Origin of the sequence: Undibacterium sp. Ji50W, from assembly GCF_049340445.1 — a bacterium.
Classification (GTDB): Bacteria; Pseudomonadota; Gammaproteobacteria; order Burkholderiales; family Burkholderiaceae_D; genus Undibacterium.
The window spans coordinates 32,517-57,713 of sequence record NZ_JBMPOX010000023.1 but is presented as its reverse complement, the minus strand read 5'-3'; the positions used below and the strand labels follow the sequence as shown (position 1 = coordinate 57,713).

The 25,197-nt window shown below is 53.8% G+C and carries 20 protein-coding genes; 8 read left to right on the top strand and 12 right to left on the bottom strand.

What is annotated here, in order from left to right:
* Positions 1-26 precede the first annotated feature (26 nt).
* A complete protein-coding gene (locus tag ACO0K9_RS23620; RefSeq protein ID WP_422989050.1) occupies positions 27-767 on the top strand; it encodes a LytR/AlgR family response regulator transcription factor in 741 nt (246 codons plus the stop codon).
* A 77-nt stretch (positions 768-844) separates the two neighbouring features.
* On the opposite strand, the gene ACO0K9_RS23615 is transcribed toward ACO0K9_RS23620, so the two are convergent.
* Positions 845-1,207, bottom strand: coding sequence for a YXWGXW repeat-containing protein (locus tag ACO0K9_RS23615; protein WP_422989048.1), 363 nt, complete (start codon positions 1,205-1,207; stop codon positions 845-847).
* Positions 1,208-1,618: 411 nt separating this feature from the next.
* On the opposite strand from ACO0K9_RS23615, the gene ACO0K9_RS23610 reads away from it, so the two are divergent.
* Positions 1,619-2,107: a GNAT family N-acetyltransferase gene (locus ACO0K9_RS23610; protein WP_422989046.1), complete on the top strand. Its 489-nt coding sequence runs from the start codon at positions 1,619-1,621 to the stop codon at positions 2,105-2,107.
* Positions 2,108-2,112: 5 nt separating this feature from the next.
* On the opposite strand, the gene ACO0K9_RS23605 is transcribed toward ACO0K9_RS23610, so the two are convergent.
* The 9 genes from ACO0K9_RS23605 to ACO0K9_RS23565 form a co-directional block, all read right to left on the bottom strand.
* On the bottom strand, positions 2,113-2,790 hold the full coding sequence (locus tag ACO0K9_RS23605) for a DUF2314 domain-containing protein (protein WP_422989044.1): 678 nt from the start codon (positions 2,788-2,790) through the stop codon (positions 2,113-2,115).
* A 107-nt stretch (positions 2,791-2,897) separates the two neighbouring features.
* Positions 2,898-3,260: a hypothetical protein gene (locus ACO0K9_RS23600; RefSeq protein ID WP_422989042.1), complete on the bottom strand. Its 363-nt coding sequence runs from the start codon at positions 3,258-3,260 to the stop codon at positions 2,898-2,900.
* 100 nt (positions 3,261-3,360) lie between these two features.
* Complete coding sequence (gene pbpC, locus ACO0K9_RS23595) at positions 3,361-5,730, bottom strand: penicillin-binding protein 1C (RefSeq protein ID WP_422989040.1); 2,370 nt, start codon at positions 5,728-5,730, stop codon at positions 3,361-3,363.
* A 589-nt stretch (positions 5,731-6,319) separates the two neighbouring features.
* Positions 6,320-11,500 (bottom strand): MG2 domain-containing protein, encoded by a 5,181-nt coding sequence (locus tag ACO0K9_RS23590; RefSeq protein WP_422989038.1) that lies wholly within the window; start codon positions 11,498-11,500, stop codon positions 6,320-6,322.
* A gap of 268 nt (positions 11,501-11,768) precedes the next feature.
* The gene (locus ACO0K9_RS23585; RefSeq protein WP_422989036.1) at positions 11,769-12,263 is read right to left on the bottom strand and encodes a protein tyrosine phosphatase family protein; all 495 of its coding nucleotides are present in this window, start codon (positions 12,261-12,263) and stop codon (positions 11,769-11,771) included.
* Positions 12,264-12,385: 122 nt separating this feature from the next.
* The gene (locus ACO0K9_RS23580; protein ID WP_422989034.1) at positions 12,386-12,811 is read right to left on the bottom strand and encodes a YybH family protein; all 426 of its coding nucleotides are present in this window, start codon (positions 12,809-12,811) and stop codon (positions 12,386-12,388) included.
* A gap of 57 nt (positions 12,812-12,868) precedes the next feature.
* Positions 12,869-13,582, bottom strand: coding sequence for a riboflavin synthase subunit alpha (locus ACO0K9_RS23575; protein ID WP_422989032.1), 714 nt, complete (start codon positions 13,580-13,582; stop codon positions 12,869-12,871).
* Positions 13,583-13,646: 64 nt separating this feature from the next.
* Entirely contained in the window at positions 13,647-15,674 is a 2,028-nt protein-coding gene (locus tag ACO0K9_RS23570) for a sensor histidine kinase (RefSeq protein ID WP_422989030.1), read from the bottom strand.
* Between the two features lie 316 nt (positions 15,675-15,990).
* Positions 15,991-16,965 carry a LysR family transcriptional regulator gene (locus ACO0K9_RS23565; protein WP_422989028.1) on the bottom strand — a complete coding sequence of 325 codons (975 nt, stop codon included), beginning with the start codon at positions 16,963-16,965 and terminating at the stop codon, positions 15,991-15,993.
* A gap of 134 nt (positions 16,966-17,099) precedes the next feature.
* Between ACO0K9_RS23565 and ACO0K9_RS23560 the strand changes: the two genes are divergently transcribed.
* Complete coding sequence (locus ACO0K9_RS23560) at positions 17,100-17,417, top strand: hypothetical protein (protein WP_422989026.1); 318 nt, start codon at positions 17,100-17,102, stop codon at positions 17,415-17,417.
* Between the two features lie 38 nt (positions 17,418-17,455).
* A complete protein-coding gene (locus tag ACO0K9_RS23555; protein WP_422989024.1) occupies positions 17,456-17,878 on the top strand; it encodes a DUF2798 domain-containing protein in 423 nt (140 codons plus the stop codon).
* 177 nt (positions 17,879-18,055) lie between these two features.
* On the opposite strand, the gene ACO0K9_RS23550 is transcribed toward ACO0K9_RS23555, so the two are convergent.
* Positions 18,056-19,906: a phosphoenolpyruvate carboxykinase (GTP) gene (locus ACO0K9_RS23550; RefSeq protein WP_422989022.1), complete on the bottom strand. Its 1,851-nt coding sequence runs from the start codon at positions 19,904-19,906 to the stop codon at positions 18,056-18,058.
* Between the two features lie 154 nt (positions 19,907-20,060).
* Here ACO0K9_RS23550 and ACO0K9_RS23545 point away from each other — a divergent pair, with 154 nt between their 5' ends.
* The 4 genes from ACO0K9_RS23545 to ACO0K9_RS23530 all read left to right on the top strand — a co-directional run bounded on the left by ACO0K9_RS23545 (position 20,061) and on the right by ACO0K9_RS23530 (position 24,236).
* Positions 20,061-20,294: a hypothetical protein gene (locus ACO0K9_RS23545; protein ID WP_422989020.1), complete on the top strand. Its 234-nt coding sequence runs from the start codon at positions 20,061-20,063 to the stop codon at positions 20,292-20,294.
* A 36-nt stretch (positions 20,295-20,330) separates the two neighbouring features.
* Positions 20,331-21,308 carry a D-2-hydroxyacid dehydrogenase family protein gene (locus ACO0K9_RS23540; protein WP_422989018.1) on the top strand — a complete coding sequence of 326 codons (978 nt, stop codon included), beginning with the start codon at positions 20,331-20,333 and terminating at the stop codon, positions 21,306-21,308.
* A 301-nt stretch (positions 21,309-21,609) separates the two neighbouring features.
* Positions 21,610-23,550, top strand: a complete 1,941-nt coding sequence (locus tag ACO0K9_RS23535) for a putative bifunctional diguanylate cyclase/phosphodiesterase (protein ID WP_422989016.1) — start codon at positions 21,610-21,612, stop codon at positions 23,548-23,550.
* A gap of 98 nt (positions 23,551-23,648) precedes the next feature.
* On the top strand, positions 23,649-24,236 hold the full coding sequence (locus ACO0K9_RS23530; RefSeq protein WP_422989014.1) for a YdcF family protein: 588 nt from the start codon (positions 23,649-23,651) through the stop codon (positions 24,234-24,236).
* A 34-nt stretch (positions 24,237-24,270) separates the two neighbouring features.
* Here ACO0K9_RS23530 and ACO0K9_RS23525 read toward each other — a convergent pair whose 3' ends face one another.
* Positions 24,271-25,044, bottom strand: coding sequence for an L-asparaginase (locus ACO0K9_RS23525; protein WP_422989012.1), 774 nt, complete (start codon positions 25,042-25,044; stop codon positions 24,271-24,273).
* Between the last annotated feature and the right edge of the window lie 153 nt (positions 25,045-25,197).

Sequence of the window (25,197 nt, the reverse complement as noted above, 5' to 3'; positions counted from 1 at the left end):
CCATTTATTCCATTTGCTGAACCGCCATGAAACAAAAAACCGCCTTTATTGCAGAAGATGAACCGCTGGCGAGAGAAGTCTTGCGTGACGCTATCTGCAACCGTCAGGAACTCAGCCTGATCGGTGAAGCCGCCGATGGTGTCAGCGCCCTGACGCAAATCAATCTGCTGAAGCCTGACGTGGTGTTCATGGATATACAAATGCCTGAAATGACAGGGCTGGAAGTCTTGCGCCGTCTCAGCCACTTGCCCGACATTATCTTCACCACCGCCTATGACCAGTATGCGGTGACCGCCTTTGAACTGCATGCCGTCGATTACCTGCTCAAGCCGTTTTCACAAGAACGTTTTGACGCAGCGGTAGATCGTCTGCTGGAAGCAGCGCCTTCCCTGCAAGCCATGGAACACGCACTGAATCTGGCAGCCGGTCGCGAGGTGGGTCGTCTGGAAAGAATACTGGTGCGTGACCGTGGCCATATCTTCCCGGTGAATGTGAATGATATCGCCTACCTGAAGGCCGATGCCAAATACACTGCCATCATCGTTGGCGACAAGACCTATCTGGTCAGGCTGGGTATATCAGAACTGGAAACCCGGCTCGACCCGGCACGTTTCATACGCATACACCGCTCGCTGCTGGTGAACCTGGATTTTGTTGAATCCATGAAAGCCGATGAACAATCACAATTGCGCCTGCACATGCGCGACGGCAGTGTCTTGCTGGCCAACCGGGAAGCGTCAAGGATGCTGCGGGATATGTCTATCTGAAGGCGGTTGAACTGAAAAGTGGTCTGCAAGGTAACACACCTTGCAGACACGGAATATGCTTATCCAATCAACTCAAATTAACGGCGATGCGGTTCCCAGTGCCCTTCCCTGAAGTACCAGCCATTGCCAGCGCGTTCCCAGTGATGCGCTACCCAGTAATGGCCGGATCGTGGTGCTGACCAGTAACCACCGTGCCAGACATGGCGGCCACCTTCCCAGAACCAGGCACCGCCTATCCAGACATAGCCAGGCGTAGGGGGCACACCTATTACTTCCGCATACGGCGCAGGTGGCTCGTTCTGTATGATCACTGTACCGACAGGATAAGGCTGTGGTGCATACACAGGTTGTGGATGATATACCGGCCGTGGTGCCACTACGCAGGCCGACATCATAGTTGCCACGGCGACAGCCGTCAGGCAGAGAGGTATGGTTTTCATGGTTGACTCTTTACAAATCCGCCGCAAGCCGCGGCTGGCATGGTTGCCCTATGACCTAATAACGGCGCGAATAAAAAGCTTGTTGACCTTACAGTTGTAAAGAATTGAAACAAGGTTTAGCAGATAAGACGAAAGGCCAGGTTTTGTAACAAACTAAGGCAAATCCTGTACATGGTGAACCAAGTCGCTGTCAGATAGTCATGTATAAACAGGTTCTAATCATGTCACATCAGACTTCAGGAGCAGGGATTGATTTCTAAAAGATGTTTAAACAGTACAATATATACTGGTCATCCCGCATCTGCAGACGATGATTGCCCATCAGCGTAAGGTGCCGCTGGATGGTAAATGGGATGTTCCCAAAGTCGGCAAGCAGGGATTCTTGCGCATAGCCACCACCTTGGCAGGAGCATGTCAGCAGTGAAACTGGAGCTCGAATTTGCAAAAGCTGAAGATGCGGTGGAACTGGCGGAATTGTGCGTGCTGGCCATGCGCCCCAGCCTGGAAAAAATAGGCCGCTTTGATGCAGAACGGGCGCGGCAGCGGCTGCTGGGGAATTTTGTAGCGGAGTACACCAGGCTCATCAAGCTGGATGGCTTACTTGCAGGTTTTTTGGTACAACGTCCACAGGAAGACGATCTTCTACTTGACCACTTTTACCTGCATCCAGATTTCCAACAACGTGGTCTTGGCAGTGCAGCCATGAAGCTGGTGCTGGCAAAAGCCGACGCACTGGGAAAGATCATCCACGTTGGAGTTTTGCGTGACAGCGACGCTAACCGTTTTTACCTTCGCCACGGCTTTGTTTTGCGTGAAGTAGCTGAGTTTGACAATTACTATCTGCGTTATCCACAGTCTGATAAGCAGAGCAGGCAACATAGACCAGGTCTGGCGAATTAGTCTCTTTACAGATAACGACTGACACCCAAATGCGTATCCAGCTTCGCTTGCTCTTCTGCGTTTAGCGTTGCCCTGTGGGCCCTGATGGTATAGCCACCCTGCATGGTGCCATCGTGATTGATCATCCAGTCGATTATCGCGGCATCTTCAACATCGAAAGTATCACCAATTTCATAATCGCGTAGCTCTGCGGGTACTTCAAATAACTCGCCAGTGAATCCTGTATTGCTGTTTTCAACTACTCTCAACCACACAAACATATTGCTGGCGGCAAGTACAAATTTGGTTTTGATCAGCGGAAAGAAATCTTTGTCCGTATTACCGTGGATAAGTTTGCGGAAATGCGGCAAGGATTGCTGTGCATCTGCAAAAGCTTGTTGCATGCGCGCATCACTTGAATTGGTCAAGGCGATTTTTGCACCGGGGTCAAGGTCAGGTGTGCGCCCCGCATCTCTTCTGTACATTTGCCAGTCATACCAGCAGTTTTCAGGATCGATATCATCGTAGCCACGTGATTCGCTGAGAGCATCAGCATGAGTTTTTTCCATCATCATGACATTGGCATTGTCACGAATTTCTATGACTTCCTCATAGCTTAAAGGACTACCTTTTTTATCTTCCAGATTAACCAGAATAGCAACCAGCGCAGGGACAAAAACGGGGATTAATTTTTCTTCATTCATAGTTTAATTCCAATGCACGCGCAGGATTGCAAGAATAAGAAATTCTACTCTTACAATCCCTTGTGTATCGAAATTTTCTATGTGTGGAAATAATTTACTGTGACAAATTATTTTGGTGGCGGAGGAGGAGGTGGCGGTGCACTGGCCTGTCCGCCAGTTGCGCTAGCTGAACCCGGCGGACCTGGTGGACGCTCAGGGCGGGCGAACAGACCTTTGGGTGATGCTGTGCAGGTCGCTGAAATCTTGCCTTCGCTTGGTGTAGTGATCTGCACTACCGCACCCTCCTTCTTGTCCTTGCAGGCTTCATAGGCTTGTGGCGGCGGCTCACGCCGAGGAGGCCCGTCCTTGCCGGCCTCAGGTGGTTTTTTCTGCTCGCCATAAGGTGGCTGGGGTTGAGCGTGCCCGGTATTGCTCAGTGCCAGTATCACCAGTAGGATACTGGCGCGCGACAGGGATAACAGTGGTTTCATATTCTTCCTTTGCATCAGTCAGTGACGGGACCATCAGTCAGAACCGATGATGGCGCAGAAATATGGAGAAAATATGAAGAATAAATCTGAAGACGTCGATTTAACGCGTCACGCTGATAGCAATCCTGTCATACCTTCCATACGCATCAAATGCAGTAATATCATAACGACCTGCTTCAGGAAATTCTATGATTTGTGACTGGTTCGCCAGTTTATTTGCTATCAGATGACCATTCACCATCCAGCTGATTTCAGCTTGTGAGCCACGAATTTCCAGTCGGGCTTTGGGTACCTCCTTGTCGCTGGCTCTATGCAGGATTTCGCCATCGCTGAGGCCGACTATCTTGATGATTTCGTCGGCGTTGTAGATAGCTGCACACTCGGCTGCCCAGGCTGGTGGCAGGGCGACCTTGCGCAGGCCGGCGTCCAGCCAGGGCTCCAGTGAAGAAGGCCAGCGTGCAGCCTGCAATTTTTCCATGGGGCGTTTACTGCATTCAGGTGCTACCCGCAAGCCACTCTGGCTATCGACAAAGTAAGTGAAGATTGGTGAGGCGGTTTTCAGGCGGTCAGCAAAAGTCGGTGGTGCTGCACCATTCAAAACCCATGCCGTGCGCTGCAATGGACAGAGTTTTTCTGGCTGCTCGCTGGCGCGTGTACCCAGCGGCCAGCAGATTTTTTCCTGACTGACTGAAGCAGGTGGGGCGTTCGGGCTGGGGCTGCGGCCATCCGGTATCGCAGTAAAAATATCCACCAGCAAGGGTGCGGCCACATTTGCCCCAAAGAAGCCGGGATTCGGTGTGCCATCTGGCCGCCCTACCCAGACGCCGATGGTGTAACGATTGCTGACCCCGACAGCCCAGGCATCACGAAAACCAAAGCTGGTGCCGGTTTTCCAGGCGATGCCGCGGTAACTGCCATTACCTTCGACGGCACGTGCAACAGGTCCGCCGGTTTCCAGTATATCGCGCACGATGAAGGCGGCACCTTCACTCATCATCCTTTGTTCCTTGCGGGCTGCCGTTGGTGTCATGCGTGGCACCGCGGCGATGCCTTTGCGTGCCAGTGAAGAATAAGCACCGACCATGTCTTCCAGCTTGGCTCCTGCTCCACCCAGAATGACACTGAGATTCGGAGTCGCACCGCGCGGGAATTCCAGTTTCAGGCCACCACGCCTGAGCATGGATACAAAGTTGGAAGAACCCAGTTGTTCCAATACTTCCACTGCTGGCACATTCAGGGATTTCACCAGCGCTTCAGAAACGCTGACGGGACCATGGAAATTCTGCTGGAAATTGCCGGGCTGGTAACCGGAGAACGATTGTGGCGTATCCGATAACAAGGATTCTGAATGGATCAGTCCTTCATCCAGTGCAAATGCATACAGGAAGGGCTTCAGGGCAGAACCCGGTGAACGCGCAGCCCGTACCATATCGACATCGCTGAAACGATCGCGGTCACTAAAGTCAGCCGAACCGGCATAGCCCAGCACTTCAAACGTGGCATTGTCCATCACCATGGCGGCCATGGACACATGCGGTGGCAATTGCCGTATGCGGTCAGCCAGCAGGGTTTCTACTGTTTGCTGGATTGCTGTATCAACCGTGGTCTGGATCACAGTCTGCTGGCTTTTTGTGCGCTTTGCATGCTGCTTCATGCGCAGTGCCAGCAAAGGGGCGAGCAGCGGTTCACGAACGACCTGCGCTGTTACTGGCTCGGTCAAAGCATCGGCGATGATGTCCTTGCTCCAGTTACCATCCATGCGGTGTATCACCTTGTCACGCGCCACTTGCGCACGTTGTGGATAACGGTCTGGCCGCAAGACGGAAGGCAATTGCGGCAACACTGTCAGCAGCGCTGCCTCGGCATGTGTCAGACGACTGGCAGGTTTGCCGAGATAGGCGCGACTTGCTGCTTCCACACCTTCCAGCACGCCGCCCATGGGGGCATAGTTCAGGTATAGGGTGAGAATTTCTTTTTTCGAATAATGCGCTTCCAGTTGCAGGGCACGGGCAATTTGTTTGAGCTTGCCACGCACGGTATGTGGTGTAGGATCAATAATGCGCGCCACCTGCATGGTGATGGTGGAGCCACCGGACACTATCTTGCCATTGTGCAGCCACTGCCATGCCGCCCGCGTCAGCGCCAGTGGGTTGACACCAGGGTGCCACCAGAACGCCCGGTCTTCATACTGCGTTAATGCATCCACATAATAGGGCGAAACTTCTTGCAGGCTGATGGCGTGACGCCAGATGTGGTCGTTATCAGGGAAAGCACGCAGGGGTGTGCCGTCACGCGCCAGAACTACCATGGCGTAGGGTGAATCGCGGCCGGGTTTGGGCAGGGGGAAGCAGAGGTCAGCGATGATGAAAGTCAGTGCGACGATGATGATTGCTGCCCAGGTTTTTTTGTGAGCGAGCAAGGTTTTTCGCAGGTAAGTGAAGCTGGTGTACTTCTTGAGATTGAGCTTCATTCGGGTAGGTCTTTATTAGCAGCGTATGCAGGAAAAATAAGATAAAAGAACGAGATATGGCGTTATTTTTATAGTGATCAAATTACCCAGTTTTTGGTCTTGTTTTTGACTCTGCTTTTGACCTTCAACCGCTTGGGACAATGTAATTTGTGCTTCACGGAAAATGGAATCAGAAGAGCCGATGTTTGAGCGAAGCGAGTTTCGGGTCTTCCCATTTTTTGTGATGCGCAAATTGTGCTGGAGCGCAGCGCAAGCACCCGAAGGGCAAGTCTGCGGTCGCCTTTCTTTGATTCCTTTCTTTGGCGAAGCAAAGAAAGGAATTCGGTCGCCGGGCCGAGACCCGGCTTGTATCTGCGAAGGGCAATCGCTTAAATCAAAGTACGGCCATGCAACAAACGTCACTAGGTTCCAGCTTGCGCTGGCACGACGTTATTATGATGGCCGTTCATCGGCTGGCACTTCTCCGTTTTTCTCTGTGTCTCCGTGCCTCTGTGGTGAGAGGTTTTAAATCAGGCATTGATAAACGAATTACTTTATCAAGCGCCCAGTGTTGGGCTGATGAGGCGTAGCCCAACCTACTTAATGTTCGCTACTTCCCACTCTCCACCACAGTCAACACATCCGCCCCTCCCGTTTGCCCATACAAATCCGGCCTGTACATATCTTCCGCATACAGCGGCGGGATGACGAATTTACCAGGTGTCACTACCCGCACGCGGTAGAACAGGTTCAGCACATTCCAGTCCATGCGTACTGCTGCTACAAACCTGTCATCACGGAACTCGACGTGTTTGATGCGCGGGTCTTGCATGACTTCGGCAGGGTTGAGTTTGTCTATCGTGACGGCATTCATCTGTTCGCCCTGGACGATATTCGTATTCTCGATTTCCAGGCCAGCCGGGATGCGGTCGACGATCATGCCTGTGCCCATGGCGTTGCGGCTGCGGGCGGTGATGCGCATGATGATGGTCTCGCCGACCTTCAAGGCACGGTTACCGATTTCTGAACCATCCGGTGCATACATCTTGCGGCTGAGTTCTATCACGTCACTCTTTGCAGGTGGCAGCTTGACCAGGTTGCCGCTCACTGACAATTCCACATACAGATTGTCTTTGCTGCCATTGCTGAGTTTGACACCGGCAGCCAATTCACTGGCTTGCAATTCACGGAACAGCGTAGCTTTGGCTGACAATTCATCAGTCTTGCCAGCAATGGCCAAAGAGCCTGTCCATGGCGCTGTTTCACCAGTGCTGTAAGAGCGGCCTACCAGGAACAGGGCGAGTTTTTCCTGGGTGCTGTAGTAGCGATGTTTCTCCATTTCGTTGGCAATGACACCGATCAGGTTATCGCGACCAGCCAGCGTGATCTGGTGTCTGTCCAGCAAGGCATAGGACAGGGCAGCGTCGCGCAGGTTGCTGCCGTAGTCATACCACCAGTAACCATTGTCACGGCCTTTCTTGACACCCTCGGCCAGGGCCGCATCGCTGCGTGCCTTGTCCCCCATTTGCTTCAGGGCGATGCCCAGTTGTATCAGGCCCAGGCCGGATTGCGCATTGCCACGCGCATCATGCATCTGGCGCAAGGTGGCCAGCGGTGCTTTGTTCTGGCGTGACAGTACATACGCACCTGCTGCCAGTACACTAAAGCGGCCATTGTCACGCACGCGGTTTTCTTCCCACAGACCAGTGCCATTGGTCGTTGCTGCGGCTGTTGAGGCGGGTGTAGCTGAAGCTGTGGCTGGCAGGCGTGCTACACCTTCCTGCAAACCGCGCAGGAGGAAATCCAGCGCCTTGTTATACATGGCATCCGGCACACCGAAGCCTTGCTCACGTGCATCCACCAAAAAGCCGGTGACATAGGCTGACAACCAGTACTCATACTCAGATACATTGCCCCACAGGCTGAACCCGCCGTTCGGTGCCTGCATGGTTGCCAGGCGGGCGATGGCCTTGTCCAGCATTTCTACCCTTTGCTCGCGTGTATAAGGCTTGAGTCCAAAGCGTTTGGCGGCTTCTTCATCAACGAATACGTGCGGGTATGCGGTGCTGGTAGTTTGCTCGGCACAGCCATACGGGTAAGTTAACAACCCCTGGATGGCGGCGCGGATATCGATAGGTGCCTTGTTCGATACGACCATGTGCGCCAGCAAGGATGCCTTGTGCAAGCCTGCCAGGTCAGCTTCCCTGAGATCCAGCGATTCACCGGCTTTAACCGTAAAGCGCTTGGTGATCAGAGTTTGTGGCGTCGGTGCCTGCACGGTAAGTGCAAAGCTTCTTTCCATCTTGATGCCAGAGCCGCTGATGTTGACGGTAATGGTATGCAAGCCAGGTACCGGCTTGGCTTCGATAGGGAAGCGCAGGGTCCGTTTTTCCTGGTTTTTCAGGCTCAGGCTGCGTTCGGCTTCTGTCAGCTTCAGGGCTTCGCCGCCATTGACGCTGACTTTCAGGCTTTGCCCTGCCCCTGACAGATTGTGCAAATCCAGTGCGACGATGGCAGTGTCACCAAATGACAGGAAGCGGGGTGTCGCCAGCTCGGCAATCAGCGGTGCTGCGACTGTCATCTCAGCATCTTTGGCGCCAAAGCGTTCGCTACCAGCCACTACAGCCATCAGGCGCAAGGTGCCGTTGAAGTCGGGTATGGCCAGCGGTATCTCAGCTTCACCCTGCTCATTTAGTTGTACCGGGCCGCTGAAGATGTCGATGAGTTTCACTTTCTTCGGCAAGCTCTTGGTCGCTTTGGGCGTGGTGTCACCACCAAATTTCAGTTTACCTTTTTGCCCCTGCATTTTTTCTATGAGACGGCCATAGATGTCATGCTGGTCAGAGCCATAACGCAATTTGGCAAAGAAGAAGGCATGTGGGTCAGGCGACACAAACTTGGTGATATTCAGGATACCTACATCCACTGCCGACAAGGTCACTGTGGTTTTCTGGCCCTTGGCTTCTGGCACCTTGATTTTTACTTTGACGGTACTGTCAGGCAGCACTTTGACGGGTGCTTCCATGGTCACGGCAAATTTGCGGTCTGCCCTGTCCAGCGGGATATGCGCCAAGCCCAGTGCACGCGCCGGCGTCACCTTGTCGCCCTCATTGCCAGGGCGTAGTACCACGGCAGAGACATACAGGTCGTGGCGTTTCCAGTCCTTGTTGAGCGGGATATCGATCGTCGTTGCATCGGCACCGACAGACATGCGTTTTACCCACAGGGTCTTGTCACCTTCGACCGTGATCAGTGCTTCGCCCTTGTGCGGCGGGGTAATCGTCAGACGTGCTGTCTCACCATCTTTATAGACAGGCTTATCCAGCTTCATGGCGACCTTGTCAGGACGCACACCCTGGCTTTCATCACTGTGTGCACTCCAGCCTACATAGAAGCGATAGACAGCCTGCATCTTGGTGTCGGGGTCCAGCACTTCCAGTCTGTAACGGCCATAACGCACTGGCAGGCGTAATTTGCCACGACCATTGGCGGGCACGGCAACAGCGGCGGTTTCTACCAGCTCATCGGTTTCAGTAAAGCCAGACTGCCAGCCGCGCTGGTCTTCAAAGCGCCAGTAATAATTGCGGTCTTCACGGAACAGGCGTACCGGCAAAGTCGGTGAAGCCTGTAATTTGCCATCCTTGTCCGAGCGTATGACTTCAAATTCTACCGGACTGCCTTCAGGCGCATATTCACCCGTGAACATAGGGCGCAGACCGACCAGCACCGGGGCAGGCCAGACGACTCTTTCCATACTGCGCACGACAGGGCGGCCACCGCTTTCCAGCAGGCTCAGGGTAGTGCGTACGGTGAAGGGTGAACGACGTTTTGCTATAGGCGAGAGGTCAACATCGACCGAGGCCTTGCCTTCATCATCAAGCTTGCTTTCTTCCAGTTCAGTACGGGTCTTGGCTTCGTTTTCAGTGACGTCGCCAAATTCAAAACCTGGGTATTGTTTGGCCAGCGGATTTTTATTGCGTTCAAACTGGGCCACACCGAGCAGGCGGTTACCTGCTGCCGGCGCGCCATACAGATAATTACCGACCACATCAACACTGTAGTCACTGTCAGCCGCCAGCGTTGCCAGCTTGCTGCTGAGGTCCAGCTTCATGCGTTCTGGCAGGAATTCTTCTACACCGAAGCGGAATACCGTGCCGGGTATTTTATCAGCCGGGTCTGCCCGCAATTCCAGGGTCCAGAAACCGGTAGGTGCATCAGCTGGCAATTCCAGGCGCTTGACCAGATAACCGCCAAAGCGCTGGTCTGGCCGCCAGGTGGCGGTGAACTGATCCTTGCCATCTGGACGTTTCAGTCTGGCCTGTATGGCCTTGGCAGGCACAGCGCGGCCATCGGCATCGCGGGCCAGCACCGACACATCAAATTGTTCACCAGGACGATATAGATTGCGGCCAGAATAGGCAAACAGACGCGTCGCCTTGTAGGGCGCCCCAGTGATGTCGTATTCAGACAAGTCGAGTGCCGGTTCTTTCAATGCCAGCACAGAAATCTGCTCACCCTTGCGTGCCATCAAGACCTTGGCAGTCTTTGGTTGCTCGGCAAAAGTGACGTGACCATCGCCATCGGTTTCGGACTTGGCCAGGACCTTGCCTGCTTCATCCATCCAGGATACTTCGACGCCGCTGACAGCTTTGCCATCAGTCAGTGAACTGACAAAGGCATCGGCAGACTTGTCATACAGATGTGTATGCAGGCCAAGGTCGGATACATAGAAATAAGTGGTCTGGTATTCATAGCGGAAACGGCCGGGCTGGCTCATGACGGCGACGTAAACACCGGGGTCCTTGAGTTCCTTGATATCTTCCACCGAGATATAGGTGACACTGCGCTTGTTGGCTTTTTGCTCGGTCATGAAGCGACCCAGATAGACGCTGTCTGACATCTTGCGCAATTCATCGAGCTGGTAAACCTGAACCGCACCTTTCAGGCTGCTACGCCGCCAGTCGTAGTTATAATCATTCTCACCTTCGCCCTCTTCGCCTTCGGTTTTTACCGCATCCGCTTTTTTGGGTTTGCCATTGATGACACTGTCAAGGAAGCGCGGCAACTGGTCATTTTTCACCCGCAGGAATTGCACGTCCACTTCCGGTACATTCACGGTGACAACAGGCAGGCCACCATTTTGCTTGGCTGGTAACACCATGCCGTTACTGGCGAAATAATAGGAAGGGGAAACCGGTGCAGAGACGATAGAATAGCGCGCCTCACTGCCCAGGGTTTTGCCATTGCGCGCAGGCAGGCCAGTCTGCACCTGGATGACATAACGGGTTTGTGGCTTGATGTGCGGGAAGTACAAAAGACGTGGATTTTCACCAACCACCCAGGCCCCGGCTACTGGCTTTCCGCCCTTGCTGTCGGTGTCTTCAGCCTTGGTACTGACCGTGCTGACCTTGCCCTTTTTGGGCTGACCATCGTCGTCATAGCCATTGTCTTCATCATTGTTATTGTTGGTCTCGGCTTTTTTCAGATCTGCTGCCGAGAGGGGCATCTCGAATACCTGCAGGTATTTTTCATAGGTCTTGCTGCTGTCGAGTGGAATGCTGAAGGTCAGCGCCAGTGCCGGCGCACCATCGAGGCCACGGTCTGCTGCATCCACCAGGGTAAGCGGCGCGTTCGGATCATCATTGACCACCGGGTCGCCAACCAGGCTGCCAACCAGACTGCCAACCGTATCAGGCGCGCCCGGGCTCTTGTTTTTGTACAAGTATGCGCCGCCTATGATAGCGATGAATAAGGCGAACAACATCGCCATTTTGAACGATTTGCTTTGCATTTGGCTTCCTTGATTGGATCGGTGGTACAAAATGAATTGCTAAAATTTTGTACGATGATTATGGCACGGCCGTTGGCAATATTTCTACTCGTTACGATACCTTCCGGTGTTACGATTTCTTCCGGGGTATGAAATACAACAGACTATTGCGCGGGATCTTCAGGAAGGCGGCGGGGTAGATTCAGCAGTGCATGATTACCGGAGAAATTTGCGACGAGCAAGGCTGGTCGCAGCCGTGTTTATCGGCGATTCAGTACAGAAAATAATCTCAATACGGCTCAAAACTGATCTGATGCTTTTGCAAGACATCCAGCATCAGTTGTTTCCACGGTCCGTTGGGTACCCAGACCTTGCTGACGGCTTCATAGGCCAGACGCGGGTCTTCCTTGCCGACCACGACGCGGTACAAGAAGACCATGGTGGATGCGCGCATATTCACCTGGCAGTGCACCAGGACCTTTTTATTTCCCAGGCCTTGCAGGATGGCGGCAAAGGTCTCGTAGTCTGTGACGGTGGGCTTGTTGAAAACGATGGGGATATTCACAAAGACCAGGTTCTGGCGACCAATGATCAGGTGCTCTTCCCGCACGGCGTCAGATACATTTGGTGGGGCCAGATAGATGACGGCCTCATAGCCTTGTGCAGCCAGGCCTTCCAGCGCTTTGGCCGTGGGCTGGCCAGAGCTGGTCAGTTGGGCCGTGATGGGGACGACATTCGGTGCATCAATGTTTTGTGCCAGGCATGATGTTGAAAAGCCAGTCAATAAAGTTACACAAATGCCTGTGCATAAGTTTGTGGATAAACCTGTAGACAAGTATGTGCGTAAGTATGTGGATAAGCTTGTGGATAAGCTGTTGAATAAGAAGCTGGATAGCGCGCCCATAATCAGGCTCCCGGCGTGGCAGGGGGTTCCAGTGTCAGCAGATTGGCATCGCGGCAGATGCGCCATTTGCCATTTGCCTGCAGACGCCAGATGCTCAGGACATTGCCGCTGCGCAGTATGGGCTGGCCACCCAGTCTGGGGCTGATGCTGACTTGCAGATAGGCCCAGCTGTAAGCGAGATCAGCCTGCACGACGATTTCCTGGAGGTCGGAACGGGAAGCGATGCTGTGAGTCTGTAATACCGCCTGCAGGTTCTGGGCAAACTGCTGGCGGCCTTTCATGGGCGTATTGCCAGCCACCAGAAACACCACCTCTTCATCCATCAGATCCAGCAACTTGTCGACGTCGCCAGCTGCCGTGGCAGCTTGCCATTGCTGCATGCAGTCTTGTATGGCGGCGATGGCTTGATCCGTTGCGGCTGTGAGCATGGCTATCCTTTATCAATGTTGGGGCTGATGCGGCGACCTGCTGGTTTAGTTGTTAATTCAAGGCTTTTTGTGTGGTGGCAGCGTGGTTTGGTTGATCTGCCCCAGATCCTTGCCTTGCTGTGCCAGCAGACTTTCCAGTGCCGGTAGCAGTGGTCCCAGGGTTTCTGCCAGCATGCTGCGTACGGTATCGACCACGACTTGCGTGGTTCGTTCAATTTCTATATTCAGGCTGGCACCGGTTTTCTTGTCGGCAAAGACGGTCATGCGCAGGGTTTCCGGGATCAGCCAGACTTCAAACCAGCCTTCTTCACGGTTTACTTCTGCGATGGTCAGGCTGGCACCGTTGATGGCGATATAGCCTTTGGCAAAGATATAGCGCAACCATTCTGGTGGGACGGCGATGCGTATCACGTAATTATTTTCCAGCTCACGTATCTGGGCGATATGGGCCTTGAAGTCGATATGGCCAGATAAGGGGTGGCCACCGATTTCTGCACCATCCTTGGCGGCACGTTCTACATTGACCCGGCCCTCGGCCTGGTATTCTCCCAGGGTGGTGACAGCCAGGCTTTGCTGCATGACGTCGAATTCGGCTGCGTTGTCGCCATGCAGGGCAGTTACCGTCAGGCAGACGCCATCAACGGCGACGCTGGCACCAATTTCCAGGTCTTTGCAGAAACCGGAAGGAAATTCCAGCTGGTAAGTCCGCAAGCCGGTTTTGTCACTGAGTTGTGCGATACGGGCGATGCCCTGAACGATGCCTGTAAACATAGATAAATGCAGAAATGAGGGAATACTTGCGATTGTAAGCGATGTAGCCGATGCTGTTGGTCCGTTAATGGTCGTGGTTTTGCGTTGCCGCCAGTGGCAGTTCTATGGTGAAGGTGCAGCCCTGTCCGGCTTCGCTGGCGCAATGGACGCTGCCGCCACAGGCTTCACTGAGTTTCTTGACGATGGACAGGCCAAGGCCGGTGGAATGTTCACCGGCAGTCGGCAAGCTGGACAGGCGCGAGAATTTTTCAAACAGGTGTAACTGGTCTTCTGCCGACAGACCCGGGCCTTCATCCCGTACCTGGAATATGCCCATGCCTCGCTCAGCCCTGACGCTGAGCCATATATGCCGGCCCAGCGGTGAATACTTGATCGCATTGGAGACCAGGTTGTCAATGATTTGCACGCAGGCATCCAGGTCGGCGTGTACCATCACACTGTCCTGTACCTGCTTGACCAGCAGCAGGTCTTTGGCTTTCAGCATTTCTTCATATTGTTGCATGGCATCATGCAAGACCTTGCTCAAGTCCAGATTTTGCAGCTTGAGGTTCAGGTGGCCGGTATCCATGGCATTCACATCCAGCAGATTGCTGATAATGCGCATCATGCGCTGACCGCTATAGCTGATGCGCTCCAGATAATGCTGGCGTTGCGGTTCTGGCATGGCCTGGTACAGTTTGCGCAGCAGATCGCTCATGCCTATGATGCTGGTCAGCGGGTTTTTCAGGTCATGTGCGGCAATCCCCAGGAAATCATTTTTTTCCTTGTCCAGTTTTTGCAGGCGGGCCACGGCATCGGCCAGTTCTTCGGTACGTTGCCTGACCTTGGCATCGAGTTCCTGTTCGGCACGTTGCGAAACTTCCAGCAATTTTGCCTGGTTGTTGGCGTTTTCCTTTTTCATCAGACTGATATGGTCGGCCTGGGCCAGGGCCAGCAAGATCACTTCCGCCGCAGAACCGACCTGGAAGCCATAGTCAGTCATCCAGCTAGGTTCTATCAGTCCCAGATTGCGCATCGCCACCAGCAAGACGCCGGCGATCCAGGTCATGGAGGCCATGAAGACGATATAACCGGGGCGGTAGCCGCGCATGCCAACCAGCAGGCAGACAGGCAATATCGCCAGCATCTGTAGCAAGCCCAGTGATTGTACAAAAGGTGCGACCACATGGTTATACCCGGTCAGTACCGCGATGGCGGCTACGCTACAGAAGATTTGGATGAAGACAAAGAACCAGTGCACGCACGGCATTTTGTCGCGCAGTTTGAGGAAGCTGGAAATAAACAGCGATGCTGCCAGCACGATCAGCGGTGAGACCAGTCCCGGCAATATGTCCACCAGCCATGGCCAGTTGGGGGCGAAATACATGCCGATATGGCCGTTCAGGCTCATGCCGGCAATCAGGGTAAGCAAAGACAACAACAGGTAATACATCATGGACCGCTCATGATGCGTGATCACCAATAACAGGTTGTAGACGATCATCGCCAGCATGATGCCGTAATACACGCCCATCATATTCGAGATGAAATTTGATTCCTCGACAAAGGTCTGTGGTGTCCACAGGGTGGCACGCAGGAAGACTGCACTGGTACTTTGTATCCGCAGATACACGACATTGGCGCTGGTATCCGGCAGGTTGAGCAGGAATATGGGGAAGTGATGGCGGATTTCCAGCGCAGAAAAAGGCATGTGGTCGCCAGCACGATGGGTTTCTATGCTGCCATCGGCTCTGGGGTGATACAGGCGGATATCATCCAGCATGACGGGCGTCAGTTCCATCAGCCATTGTTGGCCGATGCTGGGGCTGGCTCTTTGCAAATCCAGGCGTAGCCAGTAGGCAGAGTTTGAGTAAGAGGCGCTAAGATTGCCACGCAGCGGTCGGAACTGGCTGGCCATTTCTGGCTGCAGGATGTCGGTGATACCCAAACGGCCGCTTTTATCTTCGAACAGTTGAAACTGCGAAACCAGCGCCAGCTTGCCGGTGTCGCCGTTCAGGCTCAACGGTACGGCATGCACATTGCTGGCCACGACGCAAAAGCACAGCACTAGCCATTGCAGAAATCGAACCAAGGTAGCGCGGGCTTCAGGCATCTTGTTGTCGGTGATTTGTAGATATCTTGAGGGGGAAGTTTTTATGTCACCTCTTTCAGACTAACAAGTTTTCTGTGGGGCGGCAATAGTCGGGGCCATATATATTGCTACTTATATGGCTGATTTATTAGGACTTACGCAAAACCGCCCCAGCTACGTTGCGGCTCCTCGCCGTACTAAAGTACTGTCTTCGTCGCAGCGCCTTGCTGGGACAATTTTGCGTAAGTCCTGTTTATATTTTAATTAAGCGGCTGATATGCGGGCTGTTTGCTACAGCCCGCACCCGGACCCAGGGTGGTGCGATGCCTGCACCTGCTCAGGTATCAAGTGTGATGTGATGCCCCAGTTCCGGAATCAGGTTGGAATGTGTCATCTTCACCAGGTTTTGGCGCAGCCACTGATGGGCAGGATTGCGACCATCCCTTTCATGCCACAACATATCGATATGGACGTCGGGCATTTTGAAAGGCAGTTCTTTCCAGATCAGGGCATCTGTCATGCCGGTGGCAGAAATCAGGTGATGCGGCAGCACGGTCAGCAAGTCAGAATTGGCGACCACGCGACCACCGGTAAAGAATTGATTGACTGTCAGCAATATGCGGCGCTCGCGCCCCAGCTGGCCGAGTGCCTCGTCCACCAGGCCATGGGCACGACCGGAAAAGCTGACCAGCAAATGTTTTGCATTGCAATAATCGTCTAATGTGATGGTGCTGTTTGCCAGCGGATGGTCTTGCCGCATGACACATACATAGTGGCCGGAATACAGCCTTTCATGACGAATTGCACTGTTGGCAGCACCCTGGCCGCCGGTTAGTTGGGCCACTACACCAGGGAAAAAGCCGACGGCAATATCAATATCACCACGCATCAGCATGGGGCGCGGTTCACGCGTGGTCAGCGGCACCATACGCATGGTGATACCCGGGGCTTCTTTTTCGACTGACCGCACCAGGGTTGGCATCCACAGCGCAGCCGTGGCATCAGCCATTGCCAGGCGGAAAGTGATCTGCGTTTTAGAGGCATCGAAACTGGTCGGTGCGATGGCGCTTTCCAGGCTGGAAAGGGCATGGCGTATGGCTGGCCACAAGGTTTCCGCACGTGGTGTCGGTTTCACGCCATAGGCGGTACGTATCAATAGTTCATCACCGAGGGAGTGACGCAGACGTTTCAACGCATTCGATACCGCCGGCTGGGTCATTGCCAGCTTATCGGCAGCGCGCGTCAGGTTTTGCTCGATCATGACGGCATCGAAGACACGCAGGAGATTCAAATCCAGTGTCAGGAAGTTCATGTTATTTGCTCCCAGCAGGAAATAAAAACAATTATTCACGAAAAGTATAATTGATATGATAAATCAAAATTAGATTTATATGGTGCGCCGCAATATTATGATGACATACAAAGTGAAAAAAAGTGGAGTGAATCATGTCTTTCCTGAATATTGCCTTTCCAGTCGCCAGCGCCTTGCCTGTTTCTCAACTGGCCATCAGTACCGTTATCGGTTCCGCCCGTCCTTTGCTGGGTCTGGGTATCCTGGCTACCATGTTGATCGTTTTCAAGCCTTTGCTGGTCGGCATGCTGCGCGCAGCCCTGCTGGTGATCAACCCAAAAAAAACGCGTGAAGAAAAAACTGCAGGCCGCAATTTGCGCAATATGCTGGCCATCCGCCGCATCGCCAATGACCTGGACGGTACATCGCCAAATATGGCTGCCGAATTGCGCGCACTGGCTGCTCGCGGTTAATTTGCAGTTAATTATCAAATAAATACGGTCGCAGTTTTATGCAACATTCTTCAGCATTTCCCGGCATGTCAGTCGCAGCAGTTCAGGCAGCGACTGCCCGCCATCCACGTGTAGTGGCAGGTTCAAAAAGCCTGGCATCCATGTTGCCGACCATTTTGACGACCGGCGTCGTTACTCTGGTTGCCAGTGCTGCCATGCGTTTGCTGTGGGTAGGTTTCGGCACGGACTTTTTTGTTGCCTGGATGGAAGCCTGGCTGACTATCTGGCCCATCGCTTTTCCGGTAGCCTATCTCAGCAAGCCGTTGGTGAACCGGCTGGCAAGCAGCCTTAGCAAGCCTTTGCCGGCAAGCGATATGCCGCAGGCTGGTTTGAGTGTGAATACGATCATGCAGGTATCTGATCGTGCCACGGCGCAAAGTGGTTTGAAGCGCAAGCCGCTCTTGTTGCCGGTACATCGCTAGACTATCTGTATCTGGTCGTGATTGATAAAAAGCCGTCTTTGTAGACGGCTTTTTTGTATCCTGTATGTGCCATTTAAGGACTTTGCTTTATCTTTTCTCTGATTTCCCCCGGATGTACTTGTCGGCAACAACAAAAAACGCGACCGTAGTCGCGTTTTTTGTTGGAGATGGGGTAAATCAGGCTGTCAGGCGTTTTTCCAGGGCAACGCGGGTCGCTTCCAGTTCTGCTGGCAGGTGGTAGGCCAGTTTTTCAAACAGCTCGGTGTGCAGGGTCAGTTCTGCAGCCCAGGCGGCTTTGTCTATGGAAGTGATGGTGTCGAACTGGGCTTGGGTAAAGTCTAGGCCATCCCAGGTCAGGTCGCTAAAGGTCGGTGTCACACCAAAGATGTTTTCGACGCCTGTGGCCTGGCCTTCTATGCGTTCCAGCATCCATTTCAGGACGCGCATATTGTCGCCAAAACCTGGCCAGACAAATTTGCCGTTTTCATCTGTACGGAACCAGTTGACGCAGAAAATCGCAGGTTGTGTTGCGCCTGCAGCTTCGATCTTCTTGCCCATGTCCAGCCAGTGCTGGAAATAGTCGCTCATGTTGTAGCCCATGAAAGGCAGCATGGCGAAAGGATCACGGCGTACCACGCCTTGCTGGCCAACGGCAGCAGCCGTGGTTTCCGAACCCATGGTGGCAGCCATGTAGACGCCTTCTACCCAGTTACGGGCTTCCGTCACCAGCGGCACGGTCGTCGAGCGGCGGCCACCGAAGATGAAGGCTGAGATCGGTACGCCAGCCGGATCATCCCAGGCAGCGTCGATGACTGGATTTTGCGTGGCGGCAACGGTGAAACGGGCGTTGGGATGGGCGGCTTTACGGCCGGTTGCTTTGGCTATTTCCGGTGTCCAGTCCTTGCCTTGCCAGTCGGTCAGGTGGGCCGGGGCTTCCTTGCTCATGCCTTCCCACCAGACATCGCCATCATCGGTCAAACCGACATTGGTGAAAATGGTGTTGGCTGTCAATGACGCCATGCAGTTGGAATTGGTGGCAGTGTTGGTGCCAGGTGCCACGCCAAAATAACCGGCTTCCGGGTTGATCGCATACAGGCGGCCATCCTGGCCAGGTTTGATCCAGGCAATGTCATCCCCAATGGTAGTGACTTTCCAGCCCTTGATGGCAGGAATCAGCATGGCGAAATTGGTCTTGCCGCAAGCTGACGGGAAAGCCGCTGCCACATAATGCTTTTTACCTTCCGGCGACTCTACACCCAGGATCAGCATGTGCTCAGCCAGCCAGCCCTGGTCACGGCCCATGGTGGACGCGATACGCAGTGCAAAGCATTTCTTGCCCAGCAAGGCATTGCCACCATAACCAGAACCAAAAGACCAGATTTCGCGGGTTTCAGGGTAATGCACGATGTATTTGGTGTTATTGCATGGCCATGCGACATCCGCCTGGCCGGCAGCCAGCGGTGCGCCTACAGTATGTACGCAGGGGACGAAATCACCATCCGTGCCCAGTACGTTATACACAGCCTGGCCCATACGCGTCATGATGCGCATGTTGACAGCAACGTAAGGGGAATCAGACAGTTCGACGCCGATATGGGCGATAGGCGAACCCAGCGGACCCATGGAAAACGGCACGACATACATGGTCCGACCACGCATGCAGCCATCAAACAGCGGGTTCAGGGTAGCGCGCATTTCTGCCGGTGCCATCCAGTTATTGGTTGGACCCGCATCTTCCTTGTTGGCCGAGCAGATATAAGTACGGTCTTCGACGCGTGCCACGTCAGAAGGGTCAGAACAGGCCAGATAGCTGTTGGGGCGTTTGGCTTCATTCAGTTTTTTCATGGTGCCAGCGGCAACCATCTGGGTGCACAGACGGTCGTACTCTTCATGCGAGCCGTCACACCAGTAAATGTTGTCAGGTTTGGTCAGGGCCGCCATGTCGGCGATCCAGTTGATCAATTTCTGATGTTTCACGTAAGCGGGTGCATTCAATGCTGTCACGCCTTGCATGATGGGTTGATTCACGATACTACCTCCAATGCCATTTCAATAAAAAAACCGGTGTAGCGGCACGGCAGGATCGTCGTTGGAATGTGGCGATGCGATCGCAGGAAGCGTTCAAGCAAGGCGGACACCATAGCGGCGGTTCTGTCGGATAATACGAAGACAAGAGGGTGTCTTGGCTCCTGGCTTGCGCCCGGCAGAATGGCGCGGGGCGGAAGAATCAAAAAGCTACGTAGGCAAGCATTGTACACGCGAGTCTGGCTTGAGGCGAATTTTGCGTCAGTTTCATTATCATTGTTTTACGTTTTATGAAAGTGAAGATTTTTCAGCCGCTTCACAATATGTTTTCATGCATCCCCTGGGGCCTGAAAAAATTGGCAATCCAGCTTATGCTTTGTCCATCAATTGATACATTTAAAACTTATTTCAGCCGTGAGGAAAAACCATGAAAATTGCCGTTTTGGATGATTATCAGGACGTAGTCCGCCATTTACCCTGCTTTAGCCTGCTGCACGAACATGAGGTCAAGGTCTTCAATAATACCGCCGTGGGGGTGGGGCAACTGGCAATACGGCTGGCGGCGTTTGATGCCGTCGTACTGATACGTGAGCGAACACGCCTGAGCAAGCCATTACTACAAAAATTACCAAATCTGAAGCTTATTTCACAAACCGGCAAAGTGGCTGGCAATATCGATATCGCCGCAGCTCATGAATGCGGTATCGCCATTGCCGAAGGCGTGGGGGACCCGACTGCGCCGGCAGAATTGACCTGGGGGCTGATCATGGCGGCCTGGCGCAGGCTGCCGAATTATGCCCAGCTTTTGCAAGAGGGCGTATGGCAGACCTCTTCACTGGAAGCAGCGAATAACCGGTTGGGCCGGGTATTGAAGAAGCGCACGCTGGGCATCTGGGGTTATGGCAAGATAGGCAAGATCATCAGCGGCTACGCCAAAGCGTTTGGCATGCAAGTCATGGTCTGGGGGCGTGAACCGAGCCGGGCCCAGGCGGCCCAGGATGGATTGCTGGTGGCCGAATCAAAAGAAGCCTTCTTTGCCGGGTGCGACATCATCAGCCTGCACCTGCGCTTGAATGATGCCACCAAAGGCATCGTCAGCCTGGCCGACCTGGCCCTGATGAAAAGCGATGCCTTGCTGGTCAACACCAGCCGTGCCGAATTGCTGCCGCCCGGTGCGCTGGAAGCCGCGCTGGATGCCGGCCACCCCGGCTTTGCCGCCATCGATGTCTTTGAAAGCGAGCCTGTGGCACCAGACCATCCACTATTACACCGCGAAAACGTATTGGCCACCCCGCATCTGGGTTATGTGGAACAGGCCAGCTATGAGCTGTATTTCGGCGCAGCGTTCCAGAATATTCTGGATTTTGCTGCAGGCAAGCCTGCCAATCTGCTTTTACCTTCGTGATTTGCCTGCATACGAGGCCCAGTCAATTCAGTCAGACTAGCGCTGTTCTTGCCACCGCGGCATGTGAAAACCATGCCGGGTAACATGCTTCTGCACAATTGTAAAAAATATTTAAAAAATAATATTGTAAATACTTTAACTTTACAAAAAATACACTAAACTGCTGAACATTGCCTGGCATTTCGGGTGCTTGCGGCTGTGCCCGACGATTGCCAGCAAGGGAACGCTGGGGCTACCAGCAAAACATTGCTGAAAATTAAGCACCGGCCTTGGTCTGGATAATTGGAAGGAGAACCTGACGATGAGACCTTATGTGTTGCATTCTCCCATGCTGAAAGCCATGCTGGGATTGGTCAGCAAAGATGTGTCCAGCCATGTTGACCGGCGGCGCTATGTCAGAATCGTGATTGCCTTGCTCTTGCCTGTCACCCTGATCCTGACGCTGGTCAGTTATCTGCAATCGGCTTATCCAGTGCTGTGGCTGATCGAAGCCTGCCTGACGATTTTTTTGCTGGTACCGGCGTTTATCTTGTCCGGCCGCGATGACAAACTCAGCCACGCCGAATCCATCATCCTGCTGTATGCCATGGTGACCACGCTGACACTGGGCTATTTTGGTGGCCACCAGGGTAGCGGCGTGCTGTGGACATTCAGTTTCCCTTTCCTGGCCTTATGGCTCAAGGGGCAGACCAGGGGCTTGCAGTGGAGCCTGTGCTGGCTGGGCGCAATGATCTTGATTTTCAAGCTGGATGGGGATGGGCCTTACGCCTTCCATTATGCAGACCAGTTTGCCGAACAGATGATTGCGGCCTTGCTGTTTTATACCTGCATTGCATTGGGCCTGAATCATAGTCGCACGCAATATGAAGGAAAATTGCGTGCCAGTGAACAGGCTGGCCAGGCCAAGCCCCAAGTCTGCCTGGAACAGCTGCAGCAGACCGCTTATCAGGATGCCGTTACCGGCTTGCCGAATGGCCTGGCCCTGCCCGATATACTGACGCAAGAAATTGTTGCCGCACATGAGCGTGGGCACAGCTTGCTGGTGATTAACATTCGTCTTAAAAAGATGTTTGAAACCACCAATATCATCGGTGCTGAAGCCAGCGACAAGCTGATCTGTTCCATCGTCGGCACCATGATGGCGACCGTAGGTTCGCGCGGATTGTTCGCGCGAACCAGGCGTGATGAATTTATCTGTATTTATCGCCAGCATGCGCAAGATATCAATGCCACCGATATCATCCGGGAAATCCTGGCCTTCCGGCTGGAATACAAAGTCAGTGACTATGCGCTGGAGGTAGATCACACCATAGGCATCGCCAGTTATCCCCTGCATGCCGTCGATGCTGAAAACCTGCTGAAAAAAGCCGCGCAAGCTTTATTGCATGCGCAGTTTGCGCATATGAAACTGGCTTTCTATGAAGAAAAACTTGAACAGCAATTCTTGCGTCAGCACCTACTGTGCGGGCAATTGCGCGATGCGCTGCACAAAGCCGAATTGAGCCTGCATTACCAGCCGCAGATCGATATGCTGACCGGCAGCGTGGTCGGTGCCGAGGCCCTGCTCAGGTGGACTGATGCGCTGGTGGGCGATATGTCGCCGACGGAATTTATCCCCGTCGCAGAAAAATCCGGCCTCATCAAACCGCTCAACCTGTGGGTGATGCGCGCCGCGTTCCGCCAGTGGCTGGTGTGGCGTGATGCCGGCCTGGATATCAGTATCGCCATCAACCTGTCGGTACGCAGTATCTGTGACCCGGAACTGGTGGCCGACATACGCCGCTTGCTGGATGAATTTGCCGTGCCACCCGACTATGTGGTGCTGGAACTGACCGAAAGCGCGTTTGCCGACACCACCGACATCGCCATGGAAACCCTGCGCAGCCTGCATGGCATGGGTTTTCGCCTGTCTGTCGATGACTTTGGTAGCGGTTATTTGCCATTGTCGCAACTGAAAGACCTGGCGATCAGTGAATTGAAAATAGACCATGAACTTATCCACAGCTTATGCACAGATTCCGGCAGCTATGCCGTGGTGGATTCCTGCATACAACTGGCCCACCAACTGCATCTGCGTGTGGTCGCCGAAGGCGTGGAAGCCAGGCAGACCGAGCAGCAGTTGCAAGCCATGGGCTGTGATATGGCGCAAGGCTATTATTTCTGCAAGCCGATAGCGGCCGATGCCTTCAGCACCTGGATGCATTTGCGCGAAAGCAGGGTGGAGTCTGCGTTATCAGGCTGACAGGTAAAGCACAGTGTGCTGGCGGTTAAATGCCGACTGCCTTGCAGCCTGTACAATCAGCTGGTTTGCCGTATTGGTATTTACCCGTCTGGATTCGTATGTCTGTTTCTTTGAAACGTATGGTCATCTGGCTGGCCCTGATCCTGTTGCTGGGTTTTTTGCTGGCTATGTCAGCTATCAGCCTGTATGGCCTGAATGACAGGCTGACCCGTACCGACCTGGCGATTGTGCCCGGCAATACCGTCCACCCGGATGGAACCCCTTCAAAACGCCTGCAAGCCAGGCTGGATGCGGCCCTTAAGCTATTTGTCGATGGCCGCTGCAAAGCCATACTGGTCAGTGGCGCACAAGGTGGAGAAGGCCATGACGAGGCGAAAGTCATGCAAAACTACCTGCTCGCGCATGGCGTGCCAGCCGCCGCCATTTATACCGACAGCCACGGCATCAACACCCTGGAAACAGCGCGCTTTGCTGCCAGCCTGATGAAACAAAAAGGCTGGACTTCTGCCGTGCTGGTTAGTCAGTTCTTCCATCTCGCCCGTTTTCAACTGGCGATGAAAAAATTCGGCTTGCCCAGCCAGGCGCATGTGCACGCCGATTATTTTGAAGCCAGGGATGCGTATTCACTGGTGCGTGAAGTGTTTGCCTATGGCGGATACCTGCTGAAGCCTGCCCAGACGCAGTAAATAGCGGCGCAGGTGAGCAGCGTTGATCAGAATATCAGAATTCCAGCGGCAGGTGCCAGCCTGTGGGGATCACGTCATGCCTGACGGTGCTTCTTTGCTGATACCGGCGTTGCAGGCTGTCCGGGCTCCAGGTACGTTCCCAGCCGGGTGGATAGGGTAATTGTTCTTCGCGTTCCGGCAGGCGCTGGCGTACGGCGATCACCGGCAAATACAGGGGCAACGGATGTCCGGGCGTATCTGCCCCCAGGCTGTAGGCATAATTGGGTAGCAAGACATCACAGACCCCGGCAAACCAGGCGGCATGGTCTTCATCCTGGCCCAGGGCCTGCGCCAGTCCGGCTGGGTCAAAGCGAGCAAATGCCTCGATCAGTTCGGCGGTGCTGGCACCGGGGGCATCGCCCCAGCCCATCACGGGATTGAAATTGTAATCCGCCCCCGAGCCATACCAGCCTTCGCGCCAGGGTCTTTGCATCCAGTTGCGTGGCCCTGTGAATAACTGCCAGCGCCAATGCAGGCCGGAAGGCTTGGGCCAGCTATACAGATACAATTTTTGGTAACCTGCGGCATGCAATTCTTTCACCATTGCCATCAGGCGCGCATGCGGCATGCGTTCTGGTGGTGAACGGCGAAACAGGATGGCTTCACCATCCGCATGCTGGACTTCATCCGTGGACAGGTTCAGGTCCAGTGTGCGTTTTTCGTCACCAAAGCGGGCAGCTACCCAGCCAGTCAATAAATTGACGGAGGTCAGCACGCCATAGCCACGATGGCGATGAAAAATGACGGTTCCCGGAGCGATGGCTTTCATATATCAACAAAGTATTCACAATGTATCTGCAAGCAATGGCTGCTTGCAGTAGTGTTTCGTTTTGGACGCCTAAGATCGTAAACTGGTTCTTAGTGTAGCAGTTAGTTGGCAACTGAGGTAGCAACTGAGCACGGAGTTTTCATGCAGGTGTCT